This is a genomic window from Arsukibacterium sp., assembly GCF_041616895.1.
Taxonomy (GTDB): domain Bacteria; phylum Pseudomonadota; class Gammaproteobacteria; order Enterobacterales; family Alteromonadaceae; genus Alishewanella.
In genome coordinates, this window is sequence record NZ_JBFJPY010000013.1 from 1 (window position 1) to 25,861 (window position 25,861).

The 25,861-nt window shown below is 50.8% G+C and carries 24 protein-coding genes and 1 pseudogene; 12 read left to right on the forward strand and 13 right to left on the reverse strand.

Annotated elements, in window-relative coordinates; genetic code table 11:
* Positions 1–183: pseudogene (locus tag ABY802_RS03900) on the reverse strand (S-methyl-5-thioribose kinase); the annotation flags it as partial.
* A gap of 99 nt (positions 184–282) precedes the next feature.
* Between ABY802_RS03900 and mtnA the strand changes: the two are divergent.
* The gene (gene mtnA, locus ABY802_RS03905; protein ID WP_372625700.1) at positions 283–1,323 is read left to right on the forward strand and encodes an S-methyl-5-thioribose-1-phosphate isomerase; all 1,041 of its coding nucleotides are present in this window, start codon (positions 283–285) and stop codon (positions 1,321–1,323) included.
* A gap of 128 nt (positions 1,324–1,451) precedes the next feature.
* Here mtnA and ABY802_RS03910 read toward each other — a convergent pair whose 3' ends face one another.
* The 5 genes from ABY802_RS03910 to ABY802_RS03930 all read right to left on the reverse strand — a co-directional run bounded on the left by ABY802_RS03910 (position 1,452) and on the right by ABY802_RS03930 (position 5,124).
* Positions 1,452–1,976: a hypothetical protein gene (locus ABY802_RS03910; RefSeq protein WP_372625702.1), complete on the reverse strand. Its 525-nt coding sequence runs from the start codon at positions 1,974–1,976 to the stop codon at positions 1,452–1,454.
* Positions 1,977–2,184: 208 nt separating this feature from the next.
* Positions 2,185–3,072 carry a LysR substrate-binding domain-containing protein gene (locus ABY802_RS03915; protein WP_372625703.1) on the reverse strand — a complete coding sequence of 296 codons (888 nt, stop codon included), beginning with the start codon at positions 3,070–3,072 and terminating at the stop codon, positions 2,185–2,187.
* A 194-nt stretch (positions 3,073–3,266) separates the two neighbouring features.
* Entirely contained in the window at positions 3,267–3,809 is a 543-nt protein-coding gene (locus tag ABY802_RS03920) for an acireductone dioxygenase (protein WP_372625704.1), read from the reverse strand.
* Positions 3,806–4,489 carry an acireductone synthase gene (gene mtnC / locus ABY802_RS03925; RefSeq protein ID WP_372625705.1) on the reverse strand — a complete coding sequence of 228 codons (684 nt, stop codon included), beginning with the start codon at positions 4,487–4,489 and terminating at the stop codon, positions 3,806–3,808. Before mtnC ends, ABY802_RS03920 begins: the two co-directional genes overlap by 4 nt.
* Complete coding sequence (locus ABY802_RS03930) at positions 4,486–5,124, reverse strand: methylthioribulose 1-phosphate dehydratase (protein ID WP_372625706.1); 639 nt, start codon at positions 5,122–5,124, stop codon at positions 4,486–4,488. Before ABY802_RS03930 ends, mtnC begins: the two co-directional genes overlap by 4 nt.
* 130 nt (positions 5,125–5,254) lie before the next feature.
* On the opposite strand from ABY802_RS03930, the gene ABY802_RS03935 reads away from it, so the two are divergent.
* The 4 genes from ABY802_RS03935 (at position 5,255) to deoA (ending at position 8,997) form a co-directional block, all read left to right on the forward strand.
* Positions 5,255–6,400 (forward strand): methionine aminotransferase, encoded by a 1,146-nt coding sequence (locus ABY802_RS03935; protein ID WP_372625707.1) that lies wholly within the window; start codon positions 5,255–5,257, stop codon positions 6,398–6,400.
* Positions 6,388–7,167, forward strand: coding sequence for an amidohydrolase (locus ABY802_RS03940; protein ID WP_372625708.1), 780 nt, complete (start codon positions 6,388–6,390; stop codon positions 7,165–7,167). The genes ABY802_RS03935 and ABY802_RS03940 overlap by 13 nt, the downstream gene beginning before the upstream one ends.
* Positions 7,168–7,246: 79 nt before the next feature.
* Complete coding sequence (locus ABY802_RS03945; protein WP_372625709.1) at positions 7,247–7,678, forward strand: cytidine deaminase; 432 nt, start codon at positions 7,247–7,249, stop codon at positions 7,676–7,678.
* Between the two features lie 2 nt (positions 7,679–7,680).
* On the forward strand, positions 7,681–8,997 hold the full coding sequence (deoA, locus tag ABY802_RS03950; protein ID WP_372625710.1) for a thymidine phosphorylase: 1,317 nt from the start codon (positions 7,681–7,683) through the stop codon (positions 8,995–8,997).
* A 69-nt stretch (positions 8,998–9,066) separates the two neighbouring features.
* On the opposite strand, the gene ABY802_RS03955 is transcribed toward deoA, so the two are convergent.
* The 3 genes from ABY802_RS03955 to trxA form a co-directional block, all read right to left on the reverse strand.
* A complete protein-coding gene (locus ABY802_RS03955; RefSeq protein ID WP_372625711.1) occupies positions 9,067–10,362 on the reverse strand; it encodes an NAD(P)/FAD-dependent oxidoreductase in 1,296 nt (431 codons plus the stop codon).
* Between the two features lie 80 nt (positions 10,363–10,442).
* Entirely contained in the window at positions 10,443–11,708 is a 1,266-nt protein-coding gene (gene rho, locus ABY802_RS03960; protein WP_290612559.1) for a transcription termination factor Rho, read from the reverse strand.
* A 191-nt stretch (positions 11,709–11,899) separates the two neighbouring features.
* Positions 11,900–12,226 (reverse strand): thioredoxin TrxA, encoded by a 327-nt coding sequence (gene trxA / locus ABY802_RS03965; RefSeq protein ID WP_290618272.1) that lies wholly within the window; start codon positions 12,224–12,226, stop codon positions 11,900–11,902.
* Positions 12,227–12,327: 101 nt separating this feature from the next.
* On the opposite strand from trxA, the gene rhlB reads away from it, so the two are divergent.
* Both rhlB and gppA read left to right on the forward strand, forming a co-directional pair.
* Complete coding sequence (gene rhlB, locus ABY802_RS03970; RefSeq protein WP_372625712.1) at positions 12,328–13,614, forward strand: ATP-dependent RNA helicase RhlB; 1,287 nt, start codon at positions 12,328–12,330, stop codon at positions 13,612–13,614.
* Complete coding sequence (gene gppA, locus ABY802_RS03975) at positions 13,580–15,139, forward strand: guanosine-5'-triphosphate,3'-diphosphate diphosphatase (RefSeq protein ID WP_372625713.1); 1,560 nt, start codon at positions 13,580–13,582, stop codon at positions 15,137–15,139. The genes rhlB and gppA overlap by 35 nt, the downstream gene beginning before the upstream one ends.
* A 58-nt stretch (positions 15,140–15,197) precedes the next feature.
* Here gppA and ABY802_RS03980 read toward each other — a convergent pair whose 3' ends face one another.
* Positions 15,198–15,788, reverse strand: a complete 591-nt coding sequence (locus tag ABY802_RS03980; protein ID WP_372625714.1) for a superoxide dismutase family protein — start codon at positions 15,786–15,788, stop codon at positions 15,198–15,200.
* Between the two features lie 172 nt (positions 15,789–15,960).
* On the opposite strand from ABY802_RS03980, the gene chaB reads away from it, so the two are divergent.
* The 5 genes from chaB to ABY802_RS04005 all read left to right on the forward strand — a co-directional run bounded on the left by chaB (position 15,961) and on the right by ABY802_RS04005 (position 23,320).
* Positions 15,961–16,188, forward strand: a complete 228-nt coding sequence (gene chaB / locus ABY802_RS03985; RefSeq protein ID WP_372625715.1) for a putative cation transport regulator ChaB — start codon at positions 15,961–15,963, stop codon at positions 16,186–16,188.
* Between the two features lie 200 nt (positions 16,189–16,388).
* Positions 16,389–17,279, forward strand: a complete 891-nt coding sequence (locus ABY802_RS03990) for a TVP38/TMEM64 family protein (protein WP_372625716.1) — start codon at positions 16,389–16,391, stop codon at positions 17,277–17,279.
* Complete coding sequence (locus ABY802_RS03995) at positions 17,276–19,534, forward strand: hypothetical protein (protein WP_372625717.1); 2,259 nt, start codon at positions 17,276–17,278, stop codon at positions 19,532–19,534. Before ABY802_RS03990 ends, ABY802_RS03995 begins: the two co-directional genes overlap by 4 nt.
* On the forward strand, positions 19,531–20,826 hold the full coding sequence (locus tag ABY802_RS04000; RefSeq protein WP_372625718.1) for a glycosyltransferase: 1,296 nt from the start codon (positions 19,531–19,533) through the stop codon (positions 20,824–20,826). The genes ABY802_RS03995 and ABY802_RS04000 overlap by 4 nt, the downstream gene beginning before the upstream one ends.
* 67 nt (positions 20,827–20,893) lie before the next feature.
* Positions 20,894–23,320 carry an endonuclease/exonuclease/phosphatase family protein gene (locus tag ABY802_RS04005; protein WP_372625719.1) on the forward strand — a complete coding sequence of 809 codons (2,427 nt, stop codon included), beginning with the start codon at positions 20,894–20,896 and terminating at the stop codon, positions 23,318–23,320.
* Between the two features lie 2 nt (positions 23,321–23,322).
* Here the strand turns inward: ABY802_RS04005 and hemB are convergent, their stop codons facing one another.
* The 3 genes from hemB to ABY802_RS04020 are packed head-to-tail and all read right to left on the reverse strand — an operon-like array spanning position 23,323 to position 25,860.
* Positions 23,323–24,327, reverse strand: a complete 1,005-nt coding sequence (gene hemB / locus ABY802_RS04010; protein WP_372625720.1) for a porphobilinogen synthase — start codon at positions 24,325–24,327, stop codon at positions 23,323–23,325.
* Complete coding sequence (locus tag ABY802_RS04015) at positions 24,317–25,057, reverse strand: GGDEF domain-containing protein (protein WP_372625721.1); 741 nt, start codon at positions 25,055–25,057, stop codon at positions 24,317–24,319. The genes hemB and ABY802_RS04015 overlap by 11 nt, the downstream gene beginning before the upstream one ends.
* Positions 25,054–25,860 (reverse strand): TatD family hydrolase, encoded by an 807-nt coding sequence (locus tag ABY802_RS04020; RefSeq protein ID WP_372625722.1) that lies wholly within the window; start codon positions 25,858–25,860, stop codon positions 25,054–25,056. Before ABY802_RS04020 ends, ABY802_RS04015 begins: the two co-directional genes overlap by 4 nt.
* Position 25,861: the final 1 nt, after the last annotated feature.

The following is a 25,861-nucleotide window of genomic DNA, read 5'->3' on the forward strand; positions in this document are numbered from 1 at the left end:
ATAGGGCAGCGCTTGCTTTACAATAAGTGAGGTGCCTTTATCATTCTCTACCCGGAATACCAAGTTCAGATTACCATCACCAAACTCTTTGGCCGTGAGTTTGCTGTGCTCGCCAAACAGTTCGCTATGCTGATCAGCAAAAGCCATTGCATCATCGCTGGTAAAGGTTTTGTATTCGCTCATTAAGGATCCGGTTACTTGTAATGCCAAAAACAGAGCTGCATAATCGCAAACCCGATAGCCGTCTGCAATATGTTGCACGGTGTTAAAAAGGAATAAGTCATGCAAAATTTAACAGCATTAAGCCTTAAAACCGAACAGGGTAAATTGCTGGTGCTGGATCAAACCTTGCTGCCACATCGTCAGCAGTGGCTTAACTGCAGCAGCGTGGCTGATATGGTTGGAATGATTAAAAAGCTGCAATTGCGCGGCGCGCCAGCCATTGGTATTGGTGCCTGCCTGCTGTTGGCCTGCCGGGCAGAGCAGGGCGCCAGCCGTGAGCAATTGCGGGCAGATGCTGAAATTTTGCGTGCTGCCAGGCCTACCGCGGTAAACCTGATGAACAATATTGACAGCATGCTGCAAGCACTGACCGAAGCTGATTATGCCAATGCCGTGGTAGCTTGCGCCGAGGCGCTGTTTATTGAAGACGTCGCGCTTTGCCAGCAAATGGCTGGCCACGGGGCGGCGTTGGTGCAGCAGGGCGAACAGTTGCTTACCCACTGCAATACCGGTGGCCTGGCTACTGCCGGCGTAGGTACCGCGCTGGGGGTGATTAATTTAGCCCATCAACAGGGTAAAAATATCCGGCTGTGGGTCGATGAAACCCGGCCACTGCTGCAAGGTGGCCGTTTAACCGCCTGGGAGTGTCAGCAGTTGGGTATTCCGTATCAGCTAATTTGCGACAATATGGCCGCCATGTTAATGGCCCGCGGCCAGGTCGACCGCATTTTTGTCGGTTCTGATCGTATTGCCGCCAATGGCGATTTTGCCAATAAAGTCGGCACCTACGCCCTGGCTGTACTGGCGCAATATCATCAGGTACCGTTTTACGTGGTCGCGCCGCACACCACGGTCGATTTAAATTGCCCTGACGGCAGTGTTATTCCAATAGAACAGCGTGACGGTGATGAAGTGCGCGGCGTCAGCGGTGCCTTCGGCCAGACAGGCTTAGATAAGATCATTTGGGCACCAGAAAACGCGCCGGTATTTAACCCTGCGTTCGACGTAACCCCCGCCAGTCTGGTAACCGGCTGGGTATTGGATACGGGTGTGTACTCGCAGCAAGATATTGCCAGTGGGGTGCTAAAACAGTTTGCTTAGCATATTTTGAGATTCTGCAGATAAAAAAAGCCCGGTTAAATTAACCGGGCAAAGGACGAGGGTAAAACGGGGTAAAACTTTTTACCGTTAAATCGGTTAAAGTTAAAACAGGTTTTGCTTAAAACAGCTTATTCCGCTCTGTTATAGGCAATTTGATTAGTTTCAGTGCCGTTAATATCGGCAGTTAAGCGTGCCAGGTTGTGCTGGTTAATATCGTTGTTTTGTAACGATACCGCGCGTTTAAAATCTGCCAGTGCGGCAACTTTATCGCTGGCCAGTACATGCATAACGCCGCGATTGCTGTAAGCCAGGGCGCGCATTTCACGCTTGGCATCAGCTGGCAGGGCGGCGGTGCTTTGCGCCAGGCTTACTGCTTTAGAGCAAGCGCTTTGCGCCTGGTCAATCTGGTTTAAGCGGCTGTACGCTACGCACAGGCTCATGTGTAATGAGAAGCTGTCTGCCTCAGCACCGCGATAGTTAGTCACTTCGCTGATGCCTTGCTGTAACTGACCGGCCTGAATGGTTGTCACGCCCGGGGTGTCTTCAATTAACACCATTTTATAACCATTGCTCGCAGCAAAAGCGAGAAATGGACTTGAGGCCAGCACGCTTAGTGCCACGGCGGTAGCAAATTTTTTGGCTGTAAATGTCATGTCGTATTCTCCCTTGGTTTAAATTTGGGTCACCGACCTTTCGTAGTAAAAGTTTCGCGGCGACAGGGATACTTTAGCCAGTAGCAACTGGTCTGACAAACGAGATAAATCACACTGATAAGTTAAAAAAATTCACCTATGATCTGGCAGTAGCAGTACCGCCACTGTCACACAAGGCTGCTGTAAACAACCGCTAATCATGGGGTTCTCAGCCATTCGCTGGTTGAAAACTCTTTAATACCCAGTCAATTAGCAATTGAATTTCCGGCCGGTTGGCGTCGTCATCGTGCCGGACCAGGTAATAACGATCGCGGCTTAGCAACTCTTGCTCAAACAACCTGACCAGGCTGCCGCTACTAAACCAGCTTTGACTTATCGGAAGTGGAATAAGCGCCACACCTAACCCCTGCTGCGCGGCGCGGGCGACGCTGAACATGCTGTCGAGCTGAATAATTTGTTTTGGTTTAAAGTTATGGTAGCCGACGTGCTCGGCCCACTGATGCCAGGCATGCGGCCGTGCCTGATGCAAAATAAGTGGGGTTTTTTCCAGTGCCCGGTAGCTTTTGCCATGAATTTGCTCATACAGCTTGGGATTGCAGGCAGGTACATAGCTTATTGGAAATAAATCGTAAGCTTGTATTTCTTCGGGCTTTTTACCGGACAAAATAATCGATAAATCGGTATATTTCGGGCTATCGCGCCGTGATTTAACTGTTTCCAGTTTTAAGTTGATATTCGGGTATTGCGCCGACCAGCCAATAAGCTTGGGTACAAACAGCTCACTGGCAAAAAACTCCGGCATCGAAATGCTGACTTCCTGCATGCGCTCTACCTGACTGAACTGGGAAATAGTGTCGGCCAGCTGGGCCAGCAGCGGCTGTACTTCCTGATAAAAACGCTTACCGGTTTCTGTCAAAGCTATAGCGCGGGTTTTGCGCTCAAATAAACTGAGGTTTAAGTTATCTTCCAGCTGTTTTATCTGGTGGCTGACCGCTGATGGCGTTAAATACAGCTGCTTGGCAGTTTCTTTAAAACTTAAACACTCGGCAGCTACGCAAAAACAGCGCAAGCCACGCAGTGGCGTCTGAATAGTCATGTTTTTATTACCTGGAGTCTGATGCAGGCCAGTATACAAGGCGTATTATACGAGCTTGTGATGACAATTTGGCTGCAAAAGTTAAACCACTTTTCTTTGTAAGCTAAAATAATTTTAAAAACAATAGCATAGCTAAAAACGGTCTGTGCAATTTATTGCCTTCGCACCAAGTTGGTTCGATAACGCGACGTGCGTTATGCCAGCAGCGGAAATGCCGCGGCAATATGATTACCGGTAAAGTGGGCGACCCAGCCATCGGGATTATTAAATAAGCGGATGGCAGTAAAATCCGGCGCACTGCCCATATCAAACCAGTGCGGGGTATTGGCCGGTACGCTGATTAAATCATTTTGCTGACACAATACCTGATACACCTTATCATCGATATGCAGGCAAAACAGGCCCTGACCGCGAACGAAAAACCGCACTTCATCTTCGCTGTGGGTATGCTCAGCCAGAAATTTTTGCCGCAATTGCTGTTTATCCGGATGGGTAGGGTTAAGGGAGATAACATCAACCGTAATATAGCCTTCTTTGGCTTTTAAGCGCGCTATTTCATCGGCGTAAGCGTGAAGGATCTGCTCAGCGCTGCTATCTGCTGCAACAGGTGCGTTGGCTTGCCATTGGGCAAATTTCACCCCGGCAAGCTGTAGCTGTTGCTGGATAACGGTAACATCACCGCTGTCGAGTAAAACGTGTTTAGGATCGGTGTCGTTATATACGGTTAGGTGGCTCACTGCAGACGCTCCGGTACCTGATTAAAATCGCTGGCGGTTTTGTGCTTTCCTGCACTCTGGCCTTCCCTGATAAGTTGCACCGTATCAATGCCCAGTTCGCTGGCGGCGTCGAGTTCAGCAACCACGTCTGATAAAAACAGCACCTCGCGTGGCGGCATTTGTAGCTGCTGTAAAATGGCAGCATAGGCCGATACATCTTGCTTGGCACCAATACGGGTATCAAAGTAACCAGTAAAAAGTGGCGTTAAATCGCCAACATCGCTGTGTTTAAACAGCAGCTGCTGCGCCGCAACAGAGCCAGAGCTGTATACGTACAACTTAATACCCTGGTGGTGCCAGTCGGCCAGTTTGCTGGCGACATCGGCATAAACATGACCGGTAAAAGCACCGCTTTGATAGCCATCAGCCCAAACCATGCCTTGCAGGGTTTTCAGGGGAGTCACCTTTTTATCGGCCGCCAGCCAGTTTAGTAACTGGGCAATACAGCTTTCGGTGTCGCCATCTGCTTGCTGCATAAGATCACGCACTGCGTCCAGCTCGGCAGCCACCGCAGGCTTTGCCTGGTGCTGGCGGATAAAATCCGGTAAATGTTTGGCGGCATAAGGAAATAATACCTCGGTAACAAAGCTGATCCGGCTGGTGGTGCCTTCAATATCGGTAATAATGGCGCTATAATTCACGGCAAGCCTGCAATTTTAAAACGTTCCAGTTCGCAGTTTATAAGAAACTCCCAGCCTTCTAAATGCCTTTTTGCCTGCTCCAGGCTGTTACCCCAGACATACAGGCCATGACCGCGTACCAGCAAGCCATATTGCAGCGGTTGTTTGTGCCAGCGCTGTTTAAGCTGCAGAGCCAGCGCGGGGATATCCTGAGTGTTATCAAAAATAGCCAGAGATAACAGCTGCTCATGGCTGCTGATACCGCTAATGGCCTTTTGCATCTCATAGCCGGCAAACAAATAATTATCCTGGCTGATTAAGCGGGAAAACACCGTAGCCTGCACCGAATGGGTATGCAGTACCGCTTTGGTCGCCGGGTTCAGCTGATACAGCATGGCATGCAGCGCGGTTTCGGCCGATGGCATACCGCTGCAGCTAAGTTGCTGACCCTGCCAGCTGACCGGCAGTAAGTCTTGCGGGCTTAGCTCGCCTTTGTCTTTGCCCGAAGCGGTTACCAGTGCACTGTTTTCACCGCTACGAATAGAGAAGTTGCCGCCGGTTGCGGGTACCCATTGGCGACTGGCGACCCAGCGACCCAGAGTACACAAGGCGATGGCGTTGGGGTTAAGTTGATGTAGCTGCGCAGCGTTATTCATAAAAGCCTGTCATTCAATCTGCTGTGAACCATCATGCTTGACAGCTAAACGTTTAAACATTTAGATGTCTATACACAAAACTGGCTGAATGATAGCATTCGCTCTGGTTTTGGCAACTTTTTCTGAGCATATGGCCATACACTCAAAACTTCCGACGTTAGGTAGCAGTATTTTCAGCCAGATGAGCCAGCTGGCTGCTGAGCAGCAAGCCATTAATTTATCGCAGGGTTTTCCTGACTTTGAGCCGGATAACTATCTGTTACAGCAGCTGAGTTACCATAGCCTGCATGGTGCCAACCAATATGCGCCAATGCCAGGTATTTTGCCGTTGCGCCAGCAAATTAGTCGTTTAGTGAAGCGCTGTTATCAGCGCACGATCAACCCTGACACGGAAATTACCGTGACTTCTGGTGCTACCGAAGCGTTGTTTGTGGCGATTCAGGCTCTGGTGCAACCTGGCGATGAAGTCATTGTTTTCGACCCGGCTTATGACAGTTATGCGCCGGCGGTTAAGCTGGCGGGCGGCAGTACCGTGCATCTGAGCCTGCAGGCCCCGGACTTTAGCGTGAACTGGCAGCAGGTAGCGGCAGCGATTAATTCGCGAACCAAGTTGATTATTGTTAACAGCCCGCATAACCCCAGTGCTACGGTATTTAACCATACCGACTGGCAGGCTCTGCAGGCATTGGTGTGTCAACATGGCTTATATTGTCTGAGTGATGAAGTTTACGAGCATATGGTATTTGATGGCGCACCGCAGCTTAGTGCCAATTGTTATCTGGCGCTGGCTGAGCGCAGTTTTATTGTGTCGTCGTTTGGTAAAACCTTTCATGTTACCGGCTGGAAGCTGGGTTATTGCATAGCGCCGCCTGCATTAAGTGCAGAATTTCGGAAAATTCATCAGTATGTGACGTTCTCCAGCTTCAGCCCGGCGCAATACGCCATTGCCGATATGCTGGCAAACCAGCCACAGCAGGTGAGCGGCTTGGCAGCGTTTTATCAGCAAAAGCGCGATCGGTTAGTTATGGCCTTAAGTAGCAGTCGATTACGCTTGTTAACCAGCGCCGCGACCTATTTTCAGCTAGCAGATTATGCAGCAATCAGTGACATGGCGGATGTGGAATTTTGCCGCTGGCTGGCCATTGAGCACAAAGTAGCGGCTATACCGCTTAGTGTGTTTTACCGCCTGCCAGCCGATAGCAAACTTATTCGCTTTTGTTTTGCCAAAACGCCGGCAACCTTAAACCAGGCGGCGGAGGTGTTATGTCAGTTGTAAACGTGAGTTTGCTGCAAACCGAGCTGCACTGGCAGGATAGTGCGGCCAATCTGGCGCAGTTCAGTGCGCTGCTGGCTAAACTGCCGGCAACGGATCTGGTGGTACTGCCGGAAATGTTTACCAGCGGTTTTAGCATGCAAAGTGCTGAAATAGCCGAAGCCGAAAGCGGGCCCGGTCGGGATTGGTTAATTGCCCAGGCTAAACAGTTAAATGCCGCGATAACGGGCTCGGTTGCAGTGCGAAATGCTACTGGCGGCTATGTAAACCGTATGTATTTTGTTACTCCGGATGGTGCGGTCTCTTATTACGACAAAAAGCATTTGTTCCGGATGGCAGGTGAGCATCAGGCGTATCAGGCAGGACGGGAACGGGTGATCGTGCGTTGGCGCGGCCTGCGCTTTTGTTTGCAGGTATGTTACGACCTGCGTTTTCCGGTATTCAGCCGTAACCAGAATGACTATGACGTGCTGATCTACGTCGCTAACTGGCCGGCAGCGCGGCGCCATGCATGGAACAGTTTGTTAGTGGCCAGGGCCATTGAAAATCAGGCTTTTGTGCTGGGGGTAAACCGGATAGGTCGGGATGGTAACGATATTCACTACAGTGGTGATAGTGTGGTAATTGACTATCAGGGCCAGTTGCTGGCCAGCTTGCCTAAAAGCGAGGCCGGAGTCATCAATACCACCCTTAACGCCAGCGCGCTGGCACAATACCGCCAGGCGTTTCCGGCCCATTTGGATGCCGATGCTTTTACCCTTAAAAACTAACAAATGATTAACCGGCAGGCTTGACCTGCAGTCATTTCGCGGCAACACTGTACGGCCGTAATTTAGCAGGTTATCCCGCGTGACAGCAATTAACTGGGCAGCACTGAATGCTGCCGCCAAAACGGCCTCTGAGCAGGCCTATGCACCTTATAGTCAGTTCCCGGTGGGCGTGGCAGTTCAGGCCCAAAGTGGCCAGATTTATCACGGTTGCAACGTTGAAAATGCCTCTTACGGCGGCACAGTATGTGCCGAGCGTAATGCCATTGCCGCAGCGGTCGTGGCCGGTGAGCGTAAATTTGTCGCTTTACTGGTGTACACCCCACAACTTAAGCTGACGCCGCCTTGTGGTATATGCCGCCAGGTCATTGCTGAATTCTTTACGCCAGATGCCCCTATTGCCAGCAGTAATCACTTAGGGCAGCAGCAAAGCTGGACCCTGCAGCAGTTACTACCTGATGCATTTACCCCCACTTATCTGGCAGCTAGCGAAAAAATCAGTAAGGACAGTTAACCATGGCCATTCCGCAGGAAATTATTAAAACAAAGCGCAACGGCAAGCCGTTAAACCATGATGATATTCGCCAGTTTGTTAAAGGGTTAACTGACGATAGCTTCAGCGATAGTCAAGCGGCGGCATTGGCGATGGCTATTTACTTAAATGGTATGGCAGTAAGTGAAATTGTTGAGCTGACCTTAGCCATGCGGGATTCTGGTACGGTGCTTAACTGGCAGGGCCGCTTAAATGGCCCGGTAGTAGATAAACACAGTACCGGCGGCGTAGGGGACAAGGTCACCCTGATGCTGGCGCCGATGGTTGCGGCCTGTGGTGCTTTTATGCCCAGTATTGCCGGTCGCGGTCTGGGCCATACCGGCGGCACGGTGGATAAACTGGAAAGTATACCTGGCTACAGCTGTACCCAGAGTTTAAGCCGGATAGAGCAATTACTGCCGCAACTGGGCTGCGTGATTGTCGGCCAGAGCAGCGAATTGGCGCCGGCAGATCGCCGCTTGTATGGCATTCGCGATGTCACGGCCACGGTAGAGTCAATACCGCTGATAACCGCCTCGATATTATCAAAGAAGCTATCTGAAGGCCTCGATGCCCTGGTGATGGACGTGAAGGTAGGCAATGGTGCCATTATGGCCACAGCAAATGATGCCAGTGCCCTGGCAACCAGCATTGTGAATACCGCTACCGGTGCCGGTGTGGCCACCCGCGCCTTGATCACTGACATGAATCAGATTTTAGGAAGCACCGCAGGTAATGCGCTGGAAGTTATTGAAACGCTGGACTACTTGACCGGGAAATATCGCGAGCCACGCTTGCATCAACTGACCCTGGAGCTGGGTGCAAGTATGTTAATGCTGGGTGGGCTGCATAGCGATAAAGCTGCAGCGATTAGCGCGTTGGAGCATAGCTTAAGTTCAGGCAAGGCAGCGGAAATATTCACTAAAATGGTCGCTGAGCTGGGTGGTCCAGTCAATTTACTGGAAAAGCCTCAGCAGTATTTAGCCAGCGCACCCGTGGTGCAGGATATTGTTGCGCCGCAAAGTGGTTATTTGAGTTATCACAATACCGTTGGTCTGGGTATGGCGGTGGTGCGTTTAGGTGGCGGTCGCTCACACCCCAGCCAGCAAATAGACCCGGCGGTGGGCTTTAGCCATATTCTGCCTGCTGGCAGCAGGGTTACGCAGGGCGACAGGCTGGCGACCGTTCATGCTGCCAGTCGTGATGCGGCAGAAATAGCCCATAAAGAATACCTGCAGGCGCTGAGTATTCACACCCAAATGCCAGAAACGACAGCGTTGGTGCACCATACTATCGGTTAAAGGCAATGGTTAATAGTAACCCGGTGTTGGCAAAGGGCCTGCTAAACAGGCCCGTTTGGTCTACAGGAGTTAGTGCAATTTAAGCCGCGGCCGAACAATCCGGTTGATGCGGGCAACCAGTGAAATAATCAGCATTTTCAGCCAGCCATGCAAGGCAACCTGATGCATTCGGTATAACGAGATATAAGCCAGCCTGGCAATCCGGCCTTCAATCATCATCGCGCCGCCCACCAGATTACCCATTAAGCTGCCCACGGTGCCAAACCGACTAAGCGAGATAAGTGAACCATGATCTTTATACTTAAAGGTGTGCAATGGTTTCTGGTTAAGCGAGGCAATCAGGTTTTTAGCCACCAGACTGGCCATTTGATGGGCTGACTGGGCCCGAGGCGGCACCCATTTACCCTCTGCTAAAGGACAGGCGGCACAATCGCCAATGACGTAAATACTAGGGTCGCGACTACTTTGCAGGTTTGAGTTAACCAGCAGCTGATTAATTCTATTACTCTCCAGCCCTGCCAGCCCCTGCATAAAGTCGGGGGCTTTTATCCCAGCAGCCCATACCATCAGTTCCGCATCCAGCTGCTCATCGCCCAAGGTTAAACCATGCGAATTAGCCGCGGTGACCCGGGTATCAACCCGGACCTTGACCCCCAGTTTCAGCAGTTCTTTATGGGCGGCACTGGCAATACGCTCAGGCAATGCAGGTAAAATACGTGGCCCGGCTTCCACCAAATGAATATTTAAACGTTCCGAGCGTAAATCAGCGAAACCGTATAAATTCAGCTCTGCTGCGGCATGATACAACTCAGCAGCGAGTTCCACCCCAGTTGCACCGCCACCAACAATCGCAATATTAAGCTTATCTTTGGGGTGCTCTGGCGAATTTAATTTCAGATAGGCATCGAGTAAACGGCGCTGAAAGCGATGTGCCTGCGCCGGACTGTCCAGAAAAATACAATGCTCGGCCACACCCGGGGTATTAAAGTGATTGGATATACTGCCGATGGCTAACACCAGATAATCGTAGCTAAGCTCGCGCTCCGCAAGTAGCTGCTCGCCATCTGCTGAGGCAATGGCGGCCAGGGTAACGGTGCGTTGCTCGCGATTGATTCCGGTAAACTTGCCTAGCTGAAACTCGAAATTATGGCTGGCGGCATGTGCCCGGTAACTAAGTTGGTCAATTTCAACATCCAGGGTGCCGGTCGCGACTTCATGCAGCAGCGGTTTCCAGATGTGGGTATGGTTACGGTCAACCAGCGTAATATGGGCGCGTTTTTTCCGGCCCAACTTATTGCCCAGCCGGGTTGCCAGCTCCAGGCCGCCGGCACCACCGCCAATCACCACGATACGAGGGGGTGTCATTGCTTTTTCCTCTTGTTATTTCTAAACCAGGTAGTGAATTACAGCCATAAAAAAACCGGCGCGAGGGCCGGTTTGTTTATTTATGATTTTTGCCGTTTCATCGAATCGAAAAATTCATCATTGGTTTTGGTCATTGATAATTTATCGATTAAAAACTCCATACAATCACTTTCGTCCATCGGGTGCAGAATTTTGCGCAAGATCCACATTTTTTGCAGCTCTTCCGGCGATGCCAGCAGCTCTTCGCGACGGGTGCCTGAACGATTAAAGTCGATTGCCGGGAAAATACGACGCTCTGCGATCTTCCGGGATAAATGCAGCTCCATGTTACCGGTACCTTTAAACTCTTCGTATATTACTTCGTCCATTTTTGAACCGGTATCAACCAGCGCTGTAGCAATAATGGTTAAGCTCCCGCCTTCTTCCACATTACGGGCGGCACCGAAAAAGCGCTTAGGTTTATGCAGGGCGTTCGCATCAACACCACCGGTAAGTACTTTGCCAGAGCTTGGAATAACGGTGTTATAGGCACGGGCTAAACGCGTAATAGAGTCGAGCAGGATAATCACGTCTTTTTTATGCTCAACCAGCCGTTTGGCTTTCTCAATCACCATCTCAGCTACCTGAACGTGGCGACTGGCGGGCTCATCAAAGGTTGACGCAATAACTTCGCCTTTTACCAGGCGTTGCATTTCCGTTACTTCTTCCGGCCGCTCGTCAATTAACAGCACCATTAATACACATTCAGGATGGTTGGCGGCAATTGACTGAGCAATGTTTTGCAGCAAAATCGTTTTACCGGCTTTTGGCGGGGCCACAATTAAGCCACGCTGACCACGACCAATCGGCGATGCTAAATCCAGTACCCGGGCAGTGATATCCTCCCGGCTACCGTTACCGCGTTCCATCCGCAGCCGTGAATTGGCATGCAGAGCGGTTAAGTTTTCAAATAAAATTTTGTTGCGGGCTTGCTCTGGCCGACCGAAGTTAACTTCATTAACTTTTAACAGGGCAAAGTAGCGCTCGCCCTCTTTGGGTGGCCGGATTAAACCGGAAATGCTGTCACCAGTGCGCAAATTAAAGCGGCGGATCTGGCTGGGTGATACGTAAATATCATCCGGGCCAGCTAAATATGAGCTGTCAGACGAACGTAAGAAACCAAAACCATCCTGCAGAATCTCCAATACCCCTGCACCGAAAATCTCTTCACCGTTCTTAGCGTGTGCTTTTAGTATTGCGAAGATAATGTCTTGTTTACGCAGGCGGGCCATGTTTTCCTGGCCCATAGACTCGGCCAAATCAACCAGTTCGCTAATTGGTTTCAGTTTCAGTTCTGTTAAATGCATAGTTTGATGGGTTCTTGTTGGTAAAAACAGAAAATGCTTATCGGCTCGATAACAAAGGTTTGGAAGTTGGTTTATTCGACAGACAAGCGTGGTTTAAGATATTTGCTTAGCCACACAATAGCAGCTGATGTTTAGCACGTCCAGCAGCGAACAGCAAAAAGGCGTACAAAAATACGCCTTTTTGGTCATTTTCAGATATTGCTATCTAAAAACTCTTTTAATTGGGTTTTTGATAGCGCACCAACCTTGGTAGCGGCAACCTGACCGTTCTTAAACAACAGTAAGGTTGGAATGCCACGAATACCAAATTTTGGTGGTGTATTCGGGTTCTGGTCAATGTTGACTTTAGCAATGCTGACTTTGCCGCTGTATTCTGCCGCAACGTCTTCCAGAATAGGTGCGATCATTTTACAAGGGCCACACCATTCTGCCCAGAAGTCGACCAACACTGGCGCTTCGGCTTTTAAAACATCAGTTTCAAAACTGTCGTCAGAAACCTGTAAAATTTGTTCGCTCATCTATTTCTCCGTTCAGGCTGTGCAGTTACACTGCAAAAATGTGTTATCAATTTAAACGTGGCTGTTTCTTATTGCAAGCGTAACAGTTATGCTAGGCAGGTATGAATAAAACTCACTTAACCTCACATAAATTCGCCGATTTCGCATTGGCACCACAGGTTCTTGACGCCTTAGCGGCGCAAGGTTATAGCTATTGTACGCCAATTCAGGCCCAGTGTTTACCCCTGGCGCTTGCAGGTAAGGATATAGCGGGTCAGGCCCAAACCGGCACCGGTAAAACCCTGGCTTTTTTAACGGCAACTTTTCATTATCTGCTGAACCATGAACCGAAAGGTTCAGGACAACCACGTGCCATTATTATGGCTCCTACGCGTGAACTGGCAGTGCAGATCCATAACGATGCTGTAATGCTGGCGCAGAAAACCAATTTACGTCTTGGCTTAATATATGGGGGTGAGGGCTACGATACTCAACGCCAATTATTGCAACAAGGTGTAGATATTTTAATTGGCACCACTGGCCGTCTGATAGATTATCTTAAGCAAGGCTTGTATGAGCTTGATCAGATTCAGGTTGTTGTGTTGGATGAAGCCGATCGGATGTTCGACTTAGGCTTTATAAAAGACATTCGTTTCATGTTTAACCGGATGCCACCGGCGACGGAACGGTTAAGTTTATTATTCTCTGCCACCTTGTCTTATAAGGTGCAGGAGTTGGCGTTTGAAAAAATGAACGAGCCTGTGCATATTCACGTGGCACCCGATGAAATGACTGGCAGCCAGATCAGCGAAGAATTGTTTTACCCGGCGCATGAGCACAAAATGAAGTTGCTGCTGACGCTAATGGAAGAAGACTGGCCAGATAAGGCCATTGTTTTTGCTAACACCAAACACGCCTGTGAAGATGTTTATGCCTGGCTGGAGGCCGATGGCCACCGGGTTGGCATGCTGACCGGCGATGTGATCCAGAAAAAACGACTGAAAATTCTGGATGATTTTACCACCGGCAAACTCGATATTCTGGTTGCAACCGACGTTGCTGCCCGTGGCTTACACATTCCTAAAGTAAGCCATGTATTTAATTATGATCTGCCGGACGATTGCGAAGATTACGTACACCGGATTGGCCGAACCGGTCGTGCCGGCGAAAGTGGTAAAGCCATCAGTTTTGCCTGCGAACGTTACGCCCTGAATTTAACCGCTATCGAAGACTACATTAAGCACACGATAGCGCTAACTCAGTATGATGCTACGGCCTTACTGGACGATCTAACGGTACCTAAACCACGGGTACGTCGTCGTCCGGGACAGGCTCGCAGTGGTCCGGGCCGGGGCAACAGTGGACGCAGTAGTAATGGCTCAAGAAACCCCCGCAGCCGCCCCCGCTAATCTTGCGCCGCTGGTCATTGCGGAGCATTCTGGTGACACATCACCGCATAGCGATATCTATGCGGTGATTGATCTTGGCTCGAACAGCTTTCACATGTTGATGGTAAAAGTGGTTGGCGGTTCTGTGCAGGTTATTGGCCGGGTAAAACGCAAAGTCCGGCTGGCCGCGGGCTTGAATGATAATTTAGTCCTCAGCCGCAAGGCTATGAAACGTGGCTGGGAATGTCTGGCATTGTTTGCCGAAAGGCTGCAGGATATCCCGGCTGCGAATATTCGGATAGTTGGCACCGCAACCCTGCGGCTGGCCCAAAACGTAAAAACTTTCCTGAAAGAAGCTGAAATTATTCTGGGCCAGAATGTCCAGGTGATCAGCGGCGCCGATGAAGCCCGCATTATTTACCTGGGTGTGGCTCATACCTCAAATTGTGATTCTAACCGCTTGGTGATTGATATCGGTGGTGCCAGTACTGAAGTGGTAGTTGGTCGTGGTTTTACCCCTGAGTTGCTCGCGAGCCTGAATATGGGCTGCGTAACATTTCTTGAGCGCTATTTTGGCGATGGCGAACTCAGTGAAGATAATTTCAATCAGGCGATTGGTGCTGCCGAACTGCAGGTAGATACTATTTGTGCTGAGTTTCTGGCGACGGGCTGGCAAATAGCGGTAGGGGCTTCAGGCACGGTGCAGGCTGTGCAGGAAATTCTGGTTGCGCAGGGTAAAGATGAAGTGATTACCCTGAGTAAACTGGAAGATATAATGCAACAGGCTATGGCCTGTGGCCCGGTTACACAGTTAAATATTGTTGGTCTGGCGCAGGAGCGCAAGCAGGTTTTTGCCTCGGGTCTGGCTATTCTAATCGCCTTGTTCCGGGTGTTAGGTATTGATGGTATGACATTATCGGGCGGCGCGCTGCGTGAAGGGGTGCTGTATAGCATGCTACCGCAGCTACAGCATAGCGATGTGCGCAACCGTACGGTAAGCAGTTTGATGGTGCGTTACTTTATTGACCAGCGCCATGCAGAGCGGGTCGCGGATATGGCGGTGGAATTGGCCGGTCAATTGCAAAAACGCTGGGATGTCGACAAATTTGAAGGTCTGAGCATGTTGCGCTCGGGCGCTTTGCTGCACGAGCTTGGCTTACTGATAGAATATAAAAACCATCATCATCACGGCGCTTACATTATTAACCATTCCGACTTACCTGGTTTTACCCGTGCCCAGCAACAGCTGGTGATGGCGCTGGTGCATAATCATCGGGCAGATATCAGTCGGGAAGTGATTGCCCGCCAGACCATGACCTCCGTTCTGCTAACGGTAAGGTTAACCCGTATCTTGCGCCTGGCGGTAATTCTATCGATGCGTCGCCGCCACGAAGTACTGCCTGAAGTCAGAATAACCACTAAAGCAGAAACCCTGAACCTGTATATGCCGGCAAACTGGCTGGAACAACATCCGCTAATGCGCGCCGAATTAGAGCAGGAAGTACAATATCAGCAGCTGGCTGGCTGGCAGCTGCTGATTAGGTAGATTACTGCCAAGTCGTTTTCAGGTAACTATTACCTTGCCCGCTTGTAAATATTGCCGATTAATCAATGATGCCGCAGGCAATACGCGGGCCACTGTCACCCGCAGGGTTACTGCTATAATCATCACGGCGCATGTGAACCACTAATGAACGGCCCTTAAGCTCATCGAGGCTCAGGTCCTTAATGGTCACCTGTTGCTGATTGCCTGCGCTATCAACTTCTATCATGGGTAAATCACCCTTATGGCCATCGCCGTGTGGTCCTGTGTGCTGACCTTTATTTTCAGGGTCGTAATGGCCGCCGGCAGCGGCCGCAGCAACTTTTTTGCCCTCTATCATTTCAGGCTCACAGCTGGGGTTCTGATGAATATGAAAACCATGCTGTCCTTCAGTCAGGCCTAATACGTTGGGAGTGAATTGCAGACCATCTTCAGTTTGCATCACGGTAACGGTACCTGCCCTTTGGCCCACTTCATCCGGTGTGACCTTGTTCATATAAACAATCATGCTATTGGCATCAGCTAACGTGCGAGGCTGTTCAGCCACCGGAGTCGCATTACCTGTTGGGCTTGATGAGGGACGTGGATCAGGGTTACAGCCGGCAGCTAAGCCCGCGGCAGTTGCTGATAATACGAGTAGCTTAAGTTTCATTTATCGCTCCTTTAATGAGAGTGTTGGTTTATTAGCGTTATAATTTATCTCAACAATAATTAACGTTATTGAGCAATTATAACGCCAATCCGAATTTACTCCATTGTCTGTAAGGATGGCACGAGGGTTGCTGTCAATTGTTATTCAGTAGTCAATCTACAGGAGCAGCAAGATGCCATACCATAAACGCAGTGAATTACCCGATGCTGTCCAAAATGTATTACCTGAACATGCCCAGGAAATATATCAGGCTGCATTCAACAGCGCCTGGGATCAGTATAAAAGCCCTGATGACCGGCAGGGTGATGACAGCCGCGAAGAGGTAGCACATAAAGTAGCCTGGGCCGCAGTAAAACAGAAGTACCATAAGAATGATGCCGGTCACTGGGTGGCTAGTTAGCCGTCAGCCATAACGTGAACACATGCCAACAGTACGCAGCAGCTACTGGCAGCTATTAAGCCGCTGCGTTTTCCGCTGGTAATTGACATATCTAAACTGGCTGGCGATAGTCAGGGCAGTATCCTAAGCTTGTTTTATGCTATTTAGTATCCGCGGCGCGTGCTACGCCTGAATGCTGAGATCCGGCGACCCGCTAACCCATGGCGCAGCTTGCCAGTTACTACTTCGTCAATAACGGTTTTACAGAAGACGATTATATTTTGCGTCACTGCGCTGCGAACAATTCTTCGGACAACAGAGCCAGAGGAGTCGTTATTTTGGACCCGGTAGCCACTGACAGTAAAACAGCAACACGGCCAAAGCAGAAAAGCAGCACCAGCAAAGCCTTACAGGGTATAGCAGGCAGTGTGTTGTTTGTTGCGGCGGTGCTTGGCTTGCTGGTGTATTTTGGCGTCCATACCGAGGTATTAACATTACTGGAGTGGTTTAAGCAACAGGGTGCCTGGGCACCATTGCTGTTTATGATGATTATGGCGGCGGTCGTGGTACTGCTGTTACCCGGTGCGTTGTTTACCATCGGTGCCGGCTTTGTGTTTGGCGTGGTGCAGGGCTCCGTTTATGTGGTGCTAGGCACTACGCTCGGAGCAACAATAGCCTTTTTGCTGGCGCGTTACACCTTTGGCCAGCGAGCAAGGCAATTTATAATGGCCCGGGCAAAGCTACAGCTGGTTAATAAAGAACTGTCCAAAAATGACTGGAAGATAGTGTTGCTCACCCGCCTTATCCCATTTTTCCCAAGCAAAATATCAAATTATTTTTTTGGTTTAACCCAATTTTCGTTGCGCGGATATATTGCCGGTTCGTTGCTTGGTTTTATTCCCTTTACTGTTCACAACGTGTATTTGGGCTCGTTAGTGGCCGATATCACGACGTTCGAATTTGGTGCACAGCAACGCTCGGGCTGGGAGTGGGCCTTATACCTTAGTGGTTTTATCGCCGCGGTGGCTATTATTATTTATCTGAACCGGCTGGCAAACCGGGCGCTGACCACATATACCAAGCAAAACACTGATAAGGAGCCTTTGGCATGACCTGGTTAAAGTGGTTGCCCTGGCGTTACGTGGTGCGCTATGTCGCCCATAAGCATGGTTTTATTGATCCTGTGGCGTTACTGGCCAAGTTACACAATTTTGCTCAACCCTCTGAAGTGGGTGAACCCATTGAACTGCTAAGAGCGGGCGTGGTATTTCATGCCCGTGGTTTAATTAACAGCAGGGTGATTCAGCATAACCTGGATTGGGTTTGGCCATATTGGATTGAACGCCAGTTTGACCCAAATGATCAGTCGTTTATACCACGGGCATTTTCAATTACCCATATTAACCTGACCCATCGCAACTGGACCGCGATCGGTTACCCGGATTGTCCTGAGCTACCAATCGTTGACCCGAGGGGACTGCTCACCCCATTTTTAGACAGCTGGTCGCTGGATAGCTGGATTATGCCGGAACATGGCGAGTATCTGCTGCCGTCGCGGGCAGATGACAGCCAGCAGCAAATAACCGTTGCCGGTGATGTCAGTATTACCACCACCACCCACCAGCAGGGGATGATTTTACAGAATAAAGCCTGGGTGGCACTGGAAGACGGAGTGCCGGTGGTAAAAATGCGCTTGAAGGCCAAAGCTGATAAAGCAGGCTATCTGGTACTGGCCTTGCGGCCACAAAACCCCGAGGGTGTCAGTTTTATTCATAAAGTAGCGCTAAATGAGCAACACAACCAATGGCTAGTTGATGATAAGAAACGCGTGCAGTTCAGCCGGCCGGCTGATCGCTACCATGTATCGGCCTATAAAAAAGGTGATGTCTATATTCACCTTGCTGATGCTCAGCAACAGACAGAAGGTCTGTGTGATGTTGGCATGGTTACGGCTGCCGCGTTATTTAAAATGCCGGAAAATGACTGGCATGAAATAGCAGTAACAGTGCCGCTAAACTCTGCAGCACAACCGCAATTGCAATCAGGTGCCTGGCAGGCAGAGCAACAAAAGTGCTGTCAGCTACAATGTCCGGATCAGCACTATCAGTTTTTATATGGCGCAGCGATAAACTCCTTGATCCTGCATTCACCCGAAGATGTGTATCCCGGGCCCTACACTTATAAACGTTTCTGGTTCAGAGATGCCGCCTTTATTATTCATGCGTTATTGTGTGCCGGTCTTACCGAACGCGCCGCCCGGGCTTTGCAGCAGTTTCCGGCCAGACAAACGCTGTTAGGTTACTTTCGCTCACAGGAAGGAGAATGGGATGCAAATGGCGAAGTGCTGTGGATCCTGCAACGCTACGCAGAACTGACCGGCCGCGAGTTGTCATCTGACTGGCATAGCCCGCTAAAAAAAGGTGCGCGCTGGATTATTAATAAACGCCTGTCAGATAAGCTCGACACCCCGCACGCCGGATTATTACCCGCTGGTTTCAGTGCCGAGCATTTGGGCCCAAACGACTATTATTACTGGGACGACTTCTGGGGGGTTGCCGGATTACAGGCTGCGGCCAGGATTTTTGAAAAGGTGGACCCTAAGCTGCAACAGGAGTTTACCGACGCTGCGGCGGAATTCAGTGGGGCAATAGATAACAGCTTACAGCACTGTGCCAACCGACTGAATCGGCCTGGTATGCCGGCGTCACCTTACCGGCGGCTGGATGCAGGAGCCATTGGTTCGCTGGCTCTTGGTTATCCGGCGCAATTGTGTCGCCCTGACGACCCCCGCTTGCTTGACACAGTGGAGTTTTTGCTAAAACGCTGTTTTGTTCAGGATGCATTCTATCAGGACATGATTCACTCAGGGTTGAATGCGTATTTAACCCTGCATGTTGCCCAGATTTTATTGCGCAACAATGACCCGCGCTATCTGGTGCTAATGGACAGCGTGGCCGGCTTGGCGTCGCCTACCGGCCAATGGCCTGAAGCCATTCACCCGGGTACGGGCGGCGGCTGTATGGGAGATGGCCACCACGTTTGGGCTGCTGCCGAATGGCTGTTAATGGTCCGAAATTGTTTTGTACGTGAGGAAGAGAACCATTTGGTATTGGCCGGCGGAGTGCCAGATCGCTGGCTGAACAACGAAAATGTTATCCGGTTTGGACCCGCGCCTACCCGTTTTGGCAGTATCAGCATAACACTGAGTCATCAGCAGGATGATCAGGTGGTGCTGCACTGGCTGGCAGACTGGCATACCGCAGAAGGACCGCAGCTGGAGATCTGTTTACCGGGTTATCAGGCCCTGTCGATAGCAGCTGAAACGTCAGGAAAGGTTAACTTAAAAAAACGGAGCACCAGCAGATGAATATTGTCATCTTTACCAATACCTATACCCCACACGTGGGAGGCGTCGCGCGTTCGGTTGAAGCTTTTGTGACCGAATACCGGAAGCTGGGACACCGGGTATTGGTGGTAGCACCTGAGTTTGCAGGTATGCCTGAGGATGAACTTGATGTTGTGCGCATTGCTGCCATTCAGAATTTTAATGCGACCGACTTCTCGGTAGCACTGCCTTTTCATCACAAGCTCAGCCAGATCCTTGATAAATTCAAACCTGATATTATTCATTCCCAGCATCCGTTCCTGCTGGGAATGAGTGCACTGCGAACCGCCCGCTATCGCAAGATACCTCTGGTATTTACCCATCATACCTTGTATGAGCGCTATACCCATTATGTGCCGGGCGACTCGCAAGCAATGAAGCATTTTGCTATTGCGCTGGCTACCCGCTATGCCAACCTGTGCGATCAGGTTATTGCCCCAAGCGAGAGCATTGCTGATTTACTGCACCAGCGGGGGGTCAGCAGCCCGGTTGCGGTTATCCCTACCGGCGTGTACCTGGAAAGGTTTGCTCGTGGCGATGGTGATCGGGTACGTCGGCAGCTGGGCATTCCGTCAGATGCGGTGGTTATCGGCCACCTTGGTCGGTTAGCGCCTGAAAAAAACCTTGACGTACTGAGCCAGGCAGTGGCAGAAGCCATTGGCACGCATTTAAAGGCCCACTTTCTGGTAGTGGGGGTAGGACCTTCTGAACAGTCAATCCGCACTATATTTAAAGAAGCCGGGGTCGCAGACCGGTTGCATATTACCGGTATACTGCAGCAGCAATCCCTTACCGATGCCTTGCACGCCATGGATGTATTCGCGTTTGCCTCGACCAGTGAAACCCAGGGTATGGTAGTGACAGAGGCAATGGCTGCAGGACTCCCCGTCGTCGCCTTTGACGCTCCCGGCGTGCGGGAGGTTGTGGTACATGAGCAAAATGGTATGTTACTAAATCAGAAAACAGCACAGGCACTGGCGACGGCATTGGGGCAGCTGATAGACAGCCCCGCTAAGATGACAGCCCTGAGTCGGGGGGCATTACACACCGCAGAAGGTTTTGCTATGTCACGTTCGGCTGCAAAAGCTTTACAGTGCTTTCGTTCGGTACTGAATACTGTGCCTGCCGAGCCAAAAACAGAAAGAGACTGGGAAGATGTGCTGGCCTGGATAAAAGCCGAGTGGGATATTTTAAGCAGTGTCGCTGTTGCTGGTACCACGGCGGTGAGTAGTAGTTTATTTACAGATGATAAAATAGCCACCAGTAAAGAATGAACCCGGGTTACAGCACCTTTTTATTTTTTTAGTGTCCTTTATTGGTTAATACTGTCCGGAGAGCCTAATGATCAGTCGGGTCGAAGTATGGTGTCGTTGGCTGATGCGCAGCCTTAGCCGCAGTCACTGGTTTACCAAACTGCTGCGGTTATCGGTGTCAGAAGGTTCGGGTGTCCGCCCGGGTCTGATCATGATCCAGATCGATGGGTTGGCACAGCCACAATTACAACAGGCATTAAAGCACGGTAAAATGCCATTCTTACAACGCTTGCTGCAGCGCGAGCATTATAAACTGCAGGCGCATTACAGTGGTTTGCCAGCAACCACGCCTGCTGTGCAGGCAGAACTGTTTTATGGTGTGAAAACAGCCGTTCCGGCTTTTTCATTCCGTCACCGGCAAACCGGCAAAATTGTCCGGATGCTGCAACCTGACACGGCCGCAAAGGTCGAGCAGGGCTTGCAACAACAAAGCAAGTCCGCGTTGCTGCAGGACGGCAGTACCTATTCCAATATTTACACCGGTGGCGCGGCGGAATCACATTTTTGTGCTGCAACGATGGGGTGGGGTACCGCGTTGCGTGCCGCCAACCCCTTTGTATTGCTGGGGCTTTTTCTAAGTAATTTATACAGCGTGCTGCGGATTATCGGTTTGTTTTTTCTGGAGCTGGGTCTGGCAATCGTCGACTTTTGCCGCGGCATTATCAAAGGTCAGGATTTTCTCAGTGAATTAAAGTTCATTCCGGCCAGGATTGCGATATCAATCGTGTTGCGGGAGCTTTGTGTTATCGGCGGTAAGATGGATATTGCCCGGGGCCTGCCGGTGGTGCATATCAATTTTCTTGGATACGATGAACAGTCGCACCGCCGTGGGCCCTCATCGCTTTTTGCCCACTGGACCTTAAAGGGTATCGATGACAGCATTGCCCGGCTCTGGCGTGCCGCACACCGGTCGCAATGGCGCAGTTATCAGGTGTGGCTTTATTCTGATCACGGCCAGGCCAAAGTCACGCCCTATCATGTGCTGCAGGGTTATCCGCTGCAGCAGGCGGTATATGCCAGTTTTGAAAAGCTGACTTCATTGCCGGCCGGCCTGCAGCGCAAAGTAACCGGCAGCGAACAAACTCAGCGGGCCCGCTTATTAGGCGGTAATAAAGTACAATGGATGTTTGCCGTAAATAATGGCAACGACCAGACAGCAGCGGATAACGGGATCAAGGTCGCGGCGCAGGGGCCGGTGGGGCACATTTATGCCGGTACCTCATTAACTGACACCGACAGTCGTTTGCTGGCAACAGAGCTGGCTGGTACGCATAAAGTGCCACTGGTGCTGGTGGTGGAGGGGCCGGATCGGGTGCGGGCGACAACGGCAGACGGTGATTTTTATCTGCCACAGGATAAAGCCAAAATTTTTGGTGCGGATCATCCCTTTCTGGACGGTGTCAGTGACGATATTCTGCGGTTGTGCCAGCATCCGGATGCCGGCGATCTGGTGATTATGGGTTGGCGCAAAGGCGTAAAGGCACAGTCTTTTGCTGATGAAAACGGCGCGCATGCCGGTGCAACCCCGGCAGAGACCCATGGTTTTGCGTTGTTGCCGGAAGATGTGATGCTGCCTGATACGCCTTGTGGTTACATCAGGCCAGCAGATATCTACCACGCTGCGCTGCAACAGCTGGGCAGGGGTTCAGCCAAGCCGGCTGGCCGTGCGGTCAGCAACCCGGAGTGCTGTCACAGCCTGCGAGTAATGACTTATAACGTGCATAGTTGTATCGGCCTGGACGGCAAAGTGGATATAGAACGGATTGCCAGAGTCATTGCCCTGGCTAAACCAGATGTGGTGGTATTGCAGGAGCTGGATGTGGGGCGCAATCGCACTCAGGGCCAGGATCAGGCGCAGCTGATTGCCAGAGCGCTGGAAATGGAGTTTCATTTTCATCCGGCAATGCATCTGGAAGAAGAAAAGTACGGTGACGCCATTTTAACCCATTTACCATTAAAGCTGGTAAAAGCGGGGGCATTACCCGGCCTAGCAAATAAACCAAAACTGGAGCCACGTGGTGCTATCTGGACAACAGTTGAGCTGCATGGTCAGCAGGTTAATATCATCAACACCCATCTGGGCTTAAAAGCCCGGGAGCGGCTGGCCCAAATTGACGCGTTGCTGGGCGAAGAGTGGCTCAGCCATCCTGATTGCATCGGGCCGGTAATATTCTGTGGAGATTTAAATGCTCAGCCTGGGTCAGAAGTATGTCGCCGGCTGGGGCAAAAACTGACCGATGCTCAGACGCTGCTGGAAGGGCACCGTCCAAGAGGAACCTTTCCCAGTCGCTTCGCTGCGATTCGGATAGACCATATTTACGTCAGTGAGGCAGTGGCAGTGACGGCGGTCGATATTCCGGGATCGCAGCAGGCAAAAATAGCGTCAGATCATTTGCCACTACTGATTACCCTGGCCATTGCAAGGCCTCAGGCTGCAGCTGCAAAGCAGGCCTGAATTTAAGCCTGCTTTAACCAGGTAGCCACTTTCTTGGCAAAGTAAGTCAAAATGCCATCTGCGCCGGCGCGTTTAAACGCCAGCAAGGATTCCATTACCACCGGTTGCTCTGCCAGCCAGCCGTTCTGAATAGCCGCCATATGCATCGCGTATTCGCCGCTAACCTGATAAGCAAAGGTTGGTACAGCAAACTCATCTTTTACCCGGCGCACGATATCTAAGTAAGGCATACCGGGTTTCACCATAATCATATCGGCGCCTTCTTCCAGATCCATCGCCACTTCGTGCAGTGCTTCATTGCTGTTGGCCGGGTCCATCTGATAATTCTTTTTATTGCCGCCTTTTAAATTGCTGGCGGAACCCACCGCATCGCGAAACGGCCCATAGTAACTGGAGGCGTATTTAGCGGAATACGCCAGAATGCGGGTATTAACAAAACCTGCTTCTTCCAGCGCTTCGCGAATTGCGCCGATCCGGCCGTCCATCATATCTGAGGGGGCAACAATGTCTGCACCCGCCTCGGCATGTGACAGCGCTTGCTTAACCAAAGCAGAGGTAGTGATGTCGTTCAGCACATAACCGTGGTCATCAATAATACCGTCCTGACCATGGGTGGTAAAAGGGTCCAGTGCGACATCCGTAATAATGCCAAGCTCGGGAGTATGCTGCTTTAGCAGGCGCACAGCACGTTGAGCCAGTCCGTCCGGGTTCCAGGCCTCTTCTGCGGATAAGGATTTGCGGTCGGCAGGCGTTACCGGGAACAGTGCAATGGCCGGAATGCCAAGTGCCACCAGCTCTTGCGCTTCGCTAAGCAGTAAATCCAGGCTAAGACGCTCAATACCTGGCATTGAGCCGATACTTTGCCGTTGGTTTTCACCTTCGATAATAAACATCGGGTAAATCAGATCGTTTACCGTAAGCTGATGCTCAGCCATTAATCGTCGGCTAAAATCATGCTCACGCATCCGACGTGGCCGGCTGGCCGGGAAAAAACGGTTAGTTTTCATTTACTGATCCCTTAATGATTGGGCTGACGATAGTACTGGCGCTGGCTGTACGATTGCGGCCCTGATGTTTTGCCTGATAAAGTGCGCTATCGGCTGCTGAGATATACCCGTTGCTGCTACTGTTGGCATCAGCCACTGCGGCATAGCAGCCAGCACTAAGGGTCACATTTAAACTCAGTGATCCTATCTGCAGAGGCGTACGGCTGATATTAAGTCTGGCATGTTCTGCCAGCTCTATACAACCTGCCAGTGATGTTCCCGGCAGCAATAACGCAAACTCTTCACCACCATAGCGAAACACGGCATCGCTACTACGTTTTAAGCTGGCTGCGAGCGCACTGGCTATTTGCTGGATGGCGGCATCTCCGGCCAAATGGCCATGAGTGTCATTAATTCTTTTAAAGTGATCGATATCAACAAACACCAGGCCAAGCGAGGTCTGTTCACGCCGGCTACGTTTAAGTTCATTGTTAAGCCGTTTGTCAAAGCAGGCCCGGTTAAAGATACCGCTTAACGAGTCGAGCATATTCTGTTGTTCCAGCAGCCGGTTTTTTTCCGCCAGCTCATCTAAAGCAATTTGCAGTTCCAGTTGCTGTGCTTGCATTCTGGCCTCTAGTTGCTCGGTGTGCAGGCGTTGCCAGCGTCGTAAATACCACGCCATGATAATGGCCATCAGTAGCACACCTGCAAATACCCCGGCTCCCAGCCACAGTAGTGCGTTTATGTTCATGCCTGCAATCCGCTGAGGGAGAATAGCCTGTGGGCGTTTTCGGTGGTAATGTCTGCTAATTGCTGACTGCTGATACTTTTTAAACGGCAAATTTCAGCTGCAATGGCAGGCAGCAAAGCAGGTTCGTTATTTTTGGGGCGAGGTTTAATGGTTCGCGGCAACAAATAGGGGGCGTCGGTTTCCAGCAACATTCTATCCAGCGGTAAATAGTGTATTGCCTGCTGTAAACTCTGGCCACGGCGTTCGTCACATATCCAGCCGGTAACGCCTACGTAAAGGCCTAAGTCGAGATAGGCTTTAAGCTGACTGGTGTCGCCAGTAAAACAATGGGCCACCCCGTGGTTTACCTGCTGCTCTTTTAACATGGCCAATTGGGTGGTAAACGCGTCACGTTCATGCAGGTAAACCGGTATTTGCAGTTGTATTGCCAGTTGCAACTGACTGGCAAAAATGTGCTGCTGCACCGGTCTCGGGGAAAAGTCACGATTAAAGTCGAGGCCGCACTCGCCAACTGCGACTACGGTTGGCAGTGAAAGTAACTGGCGAAGCTGCTCCAGCCATTCGGCGGCTACGTTAGCAGCCTGATGGGGATGGACGCCGGCGGTGGTGTAGCAACCGGAATGGCCGCTGCAAAACTGCTGATTCTGACGGCTCTCTGCAATATCAGAGCCAATAAGCAGCATGTTATTGACCCCGGCATGTTGGGCCCGTTGCCAGATTTGCTGTTCTTGTCCGGCAAACTGCTGACTAAACAAATTAACGCCACAGTCAAACCAGCCAGAGTAAGTGCCGGTTTCAGTCATG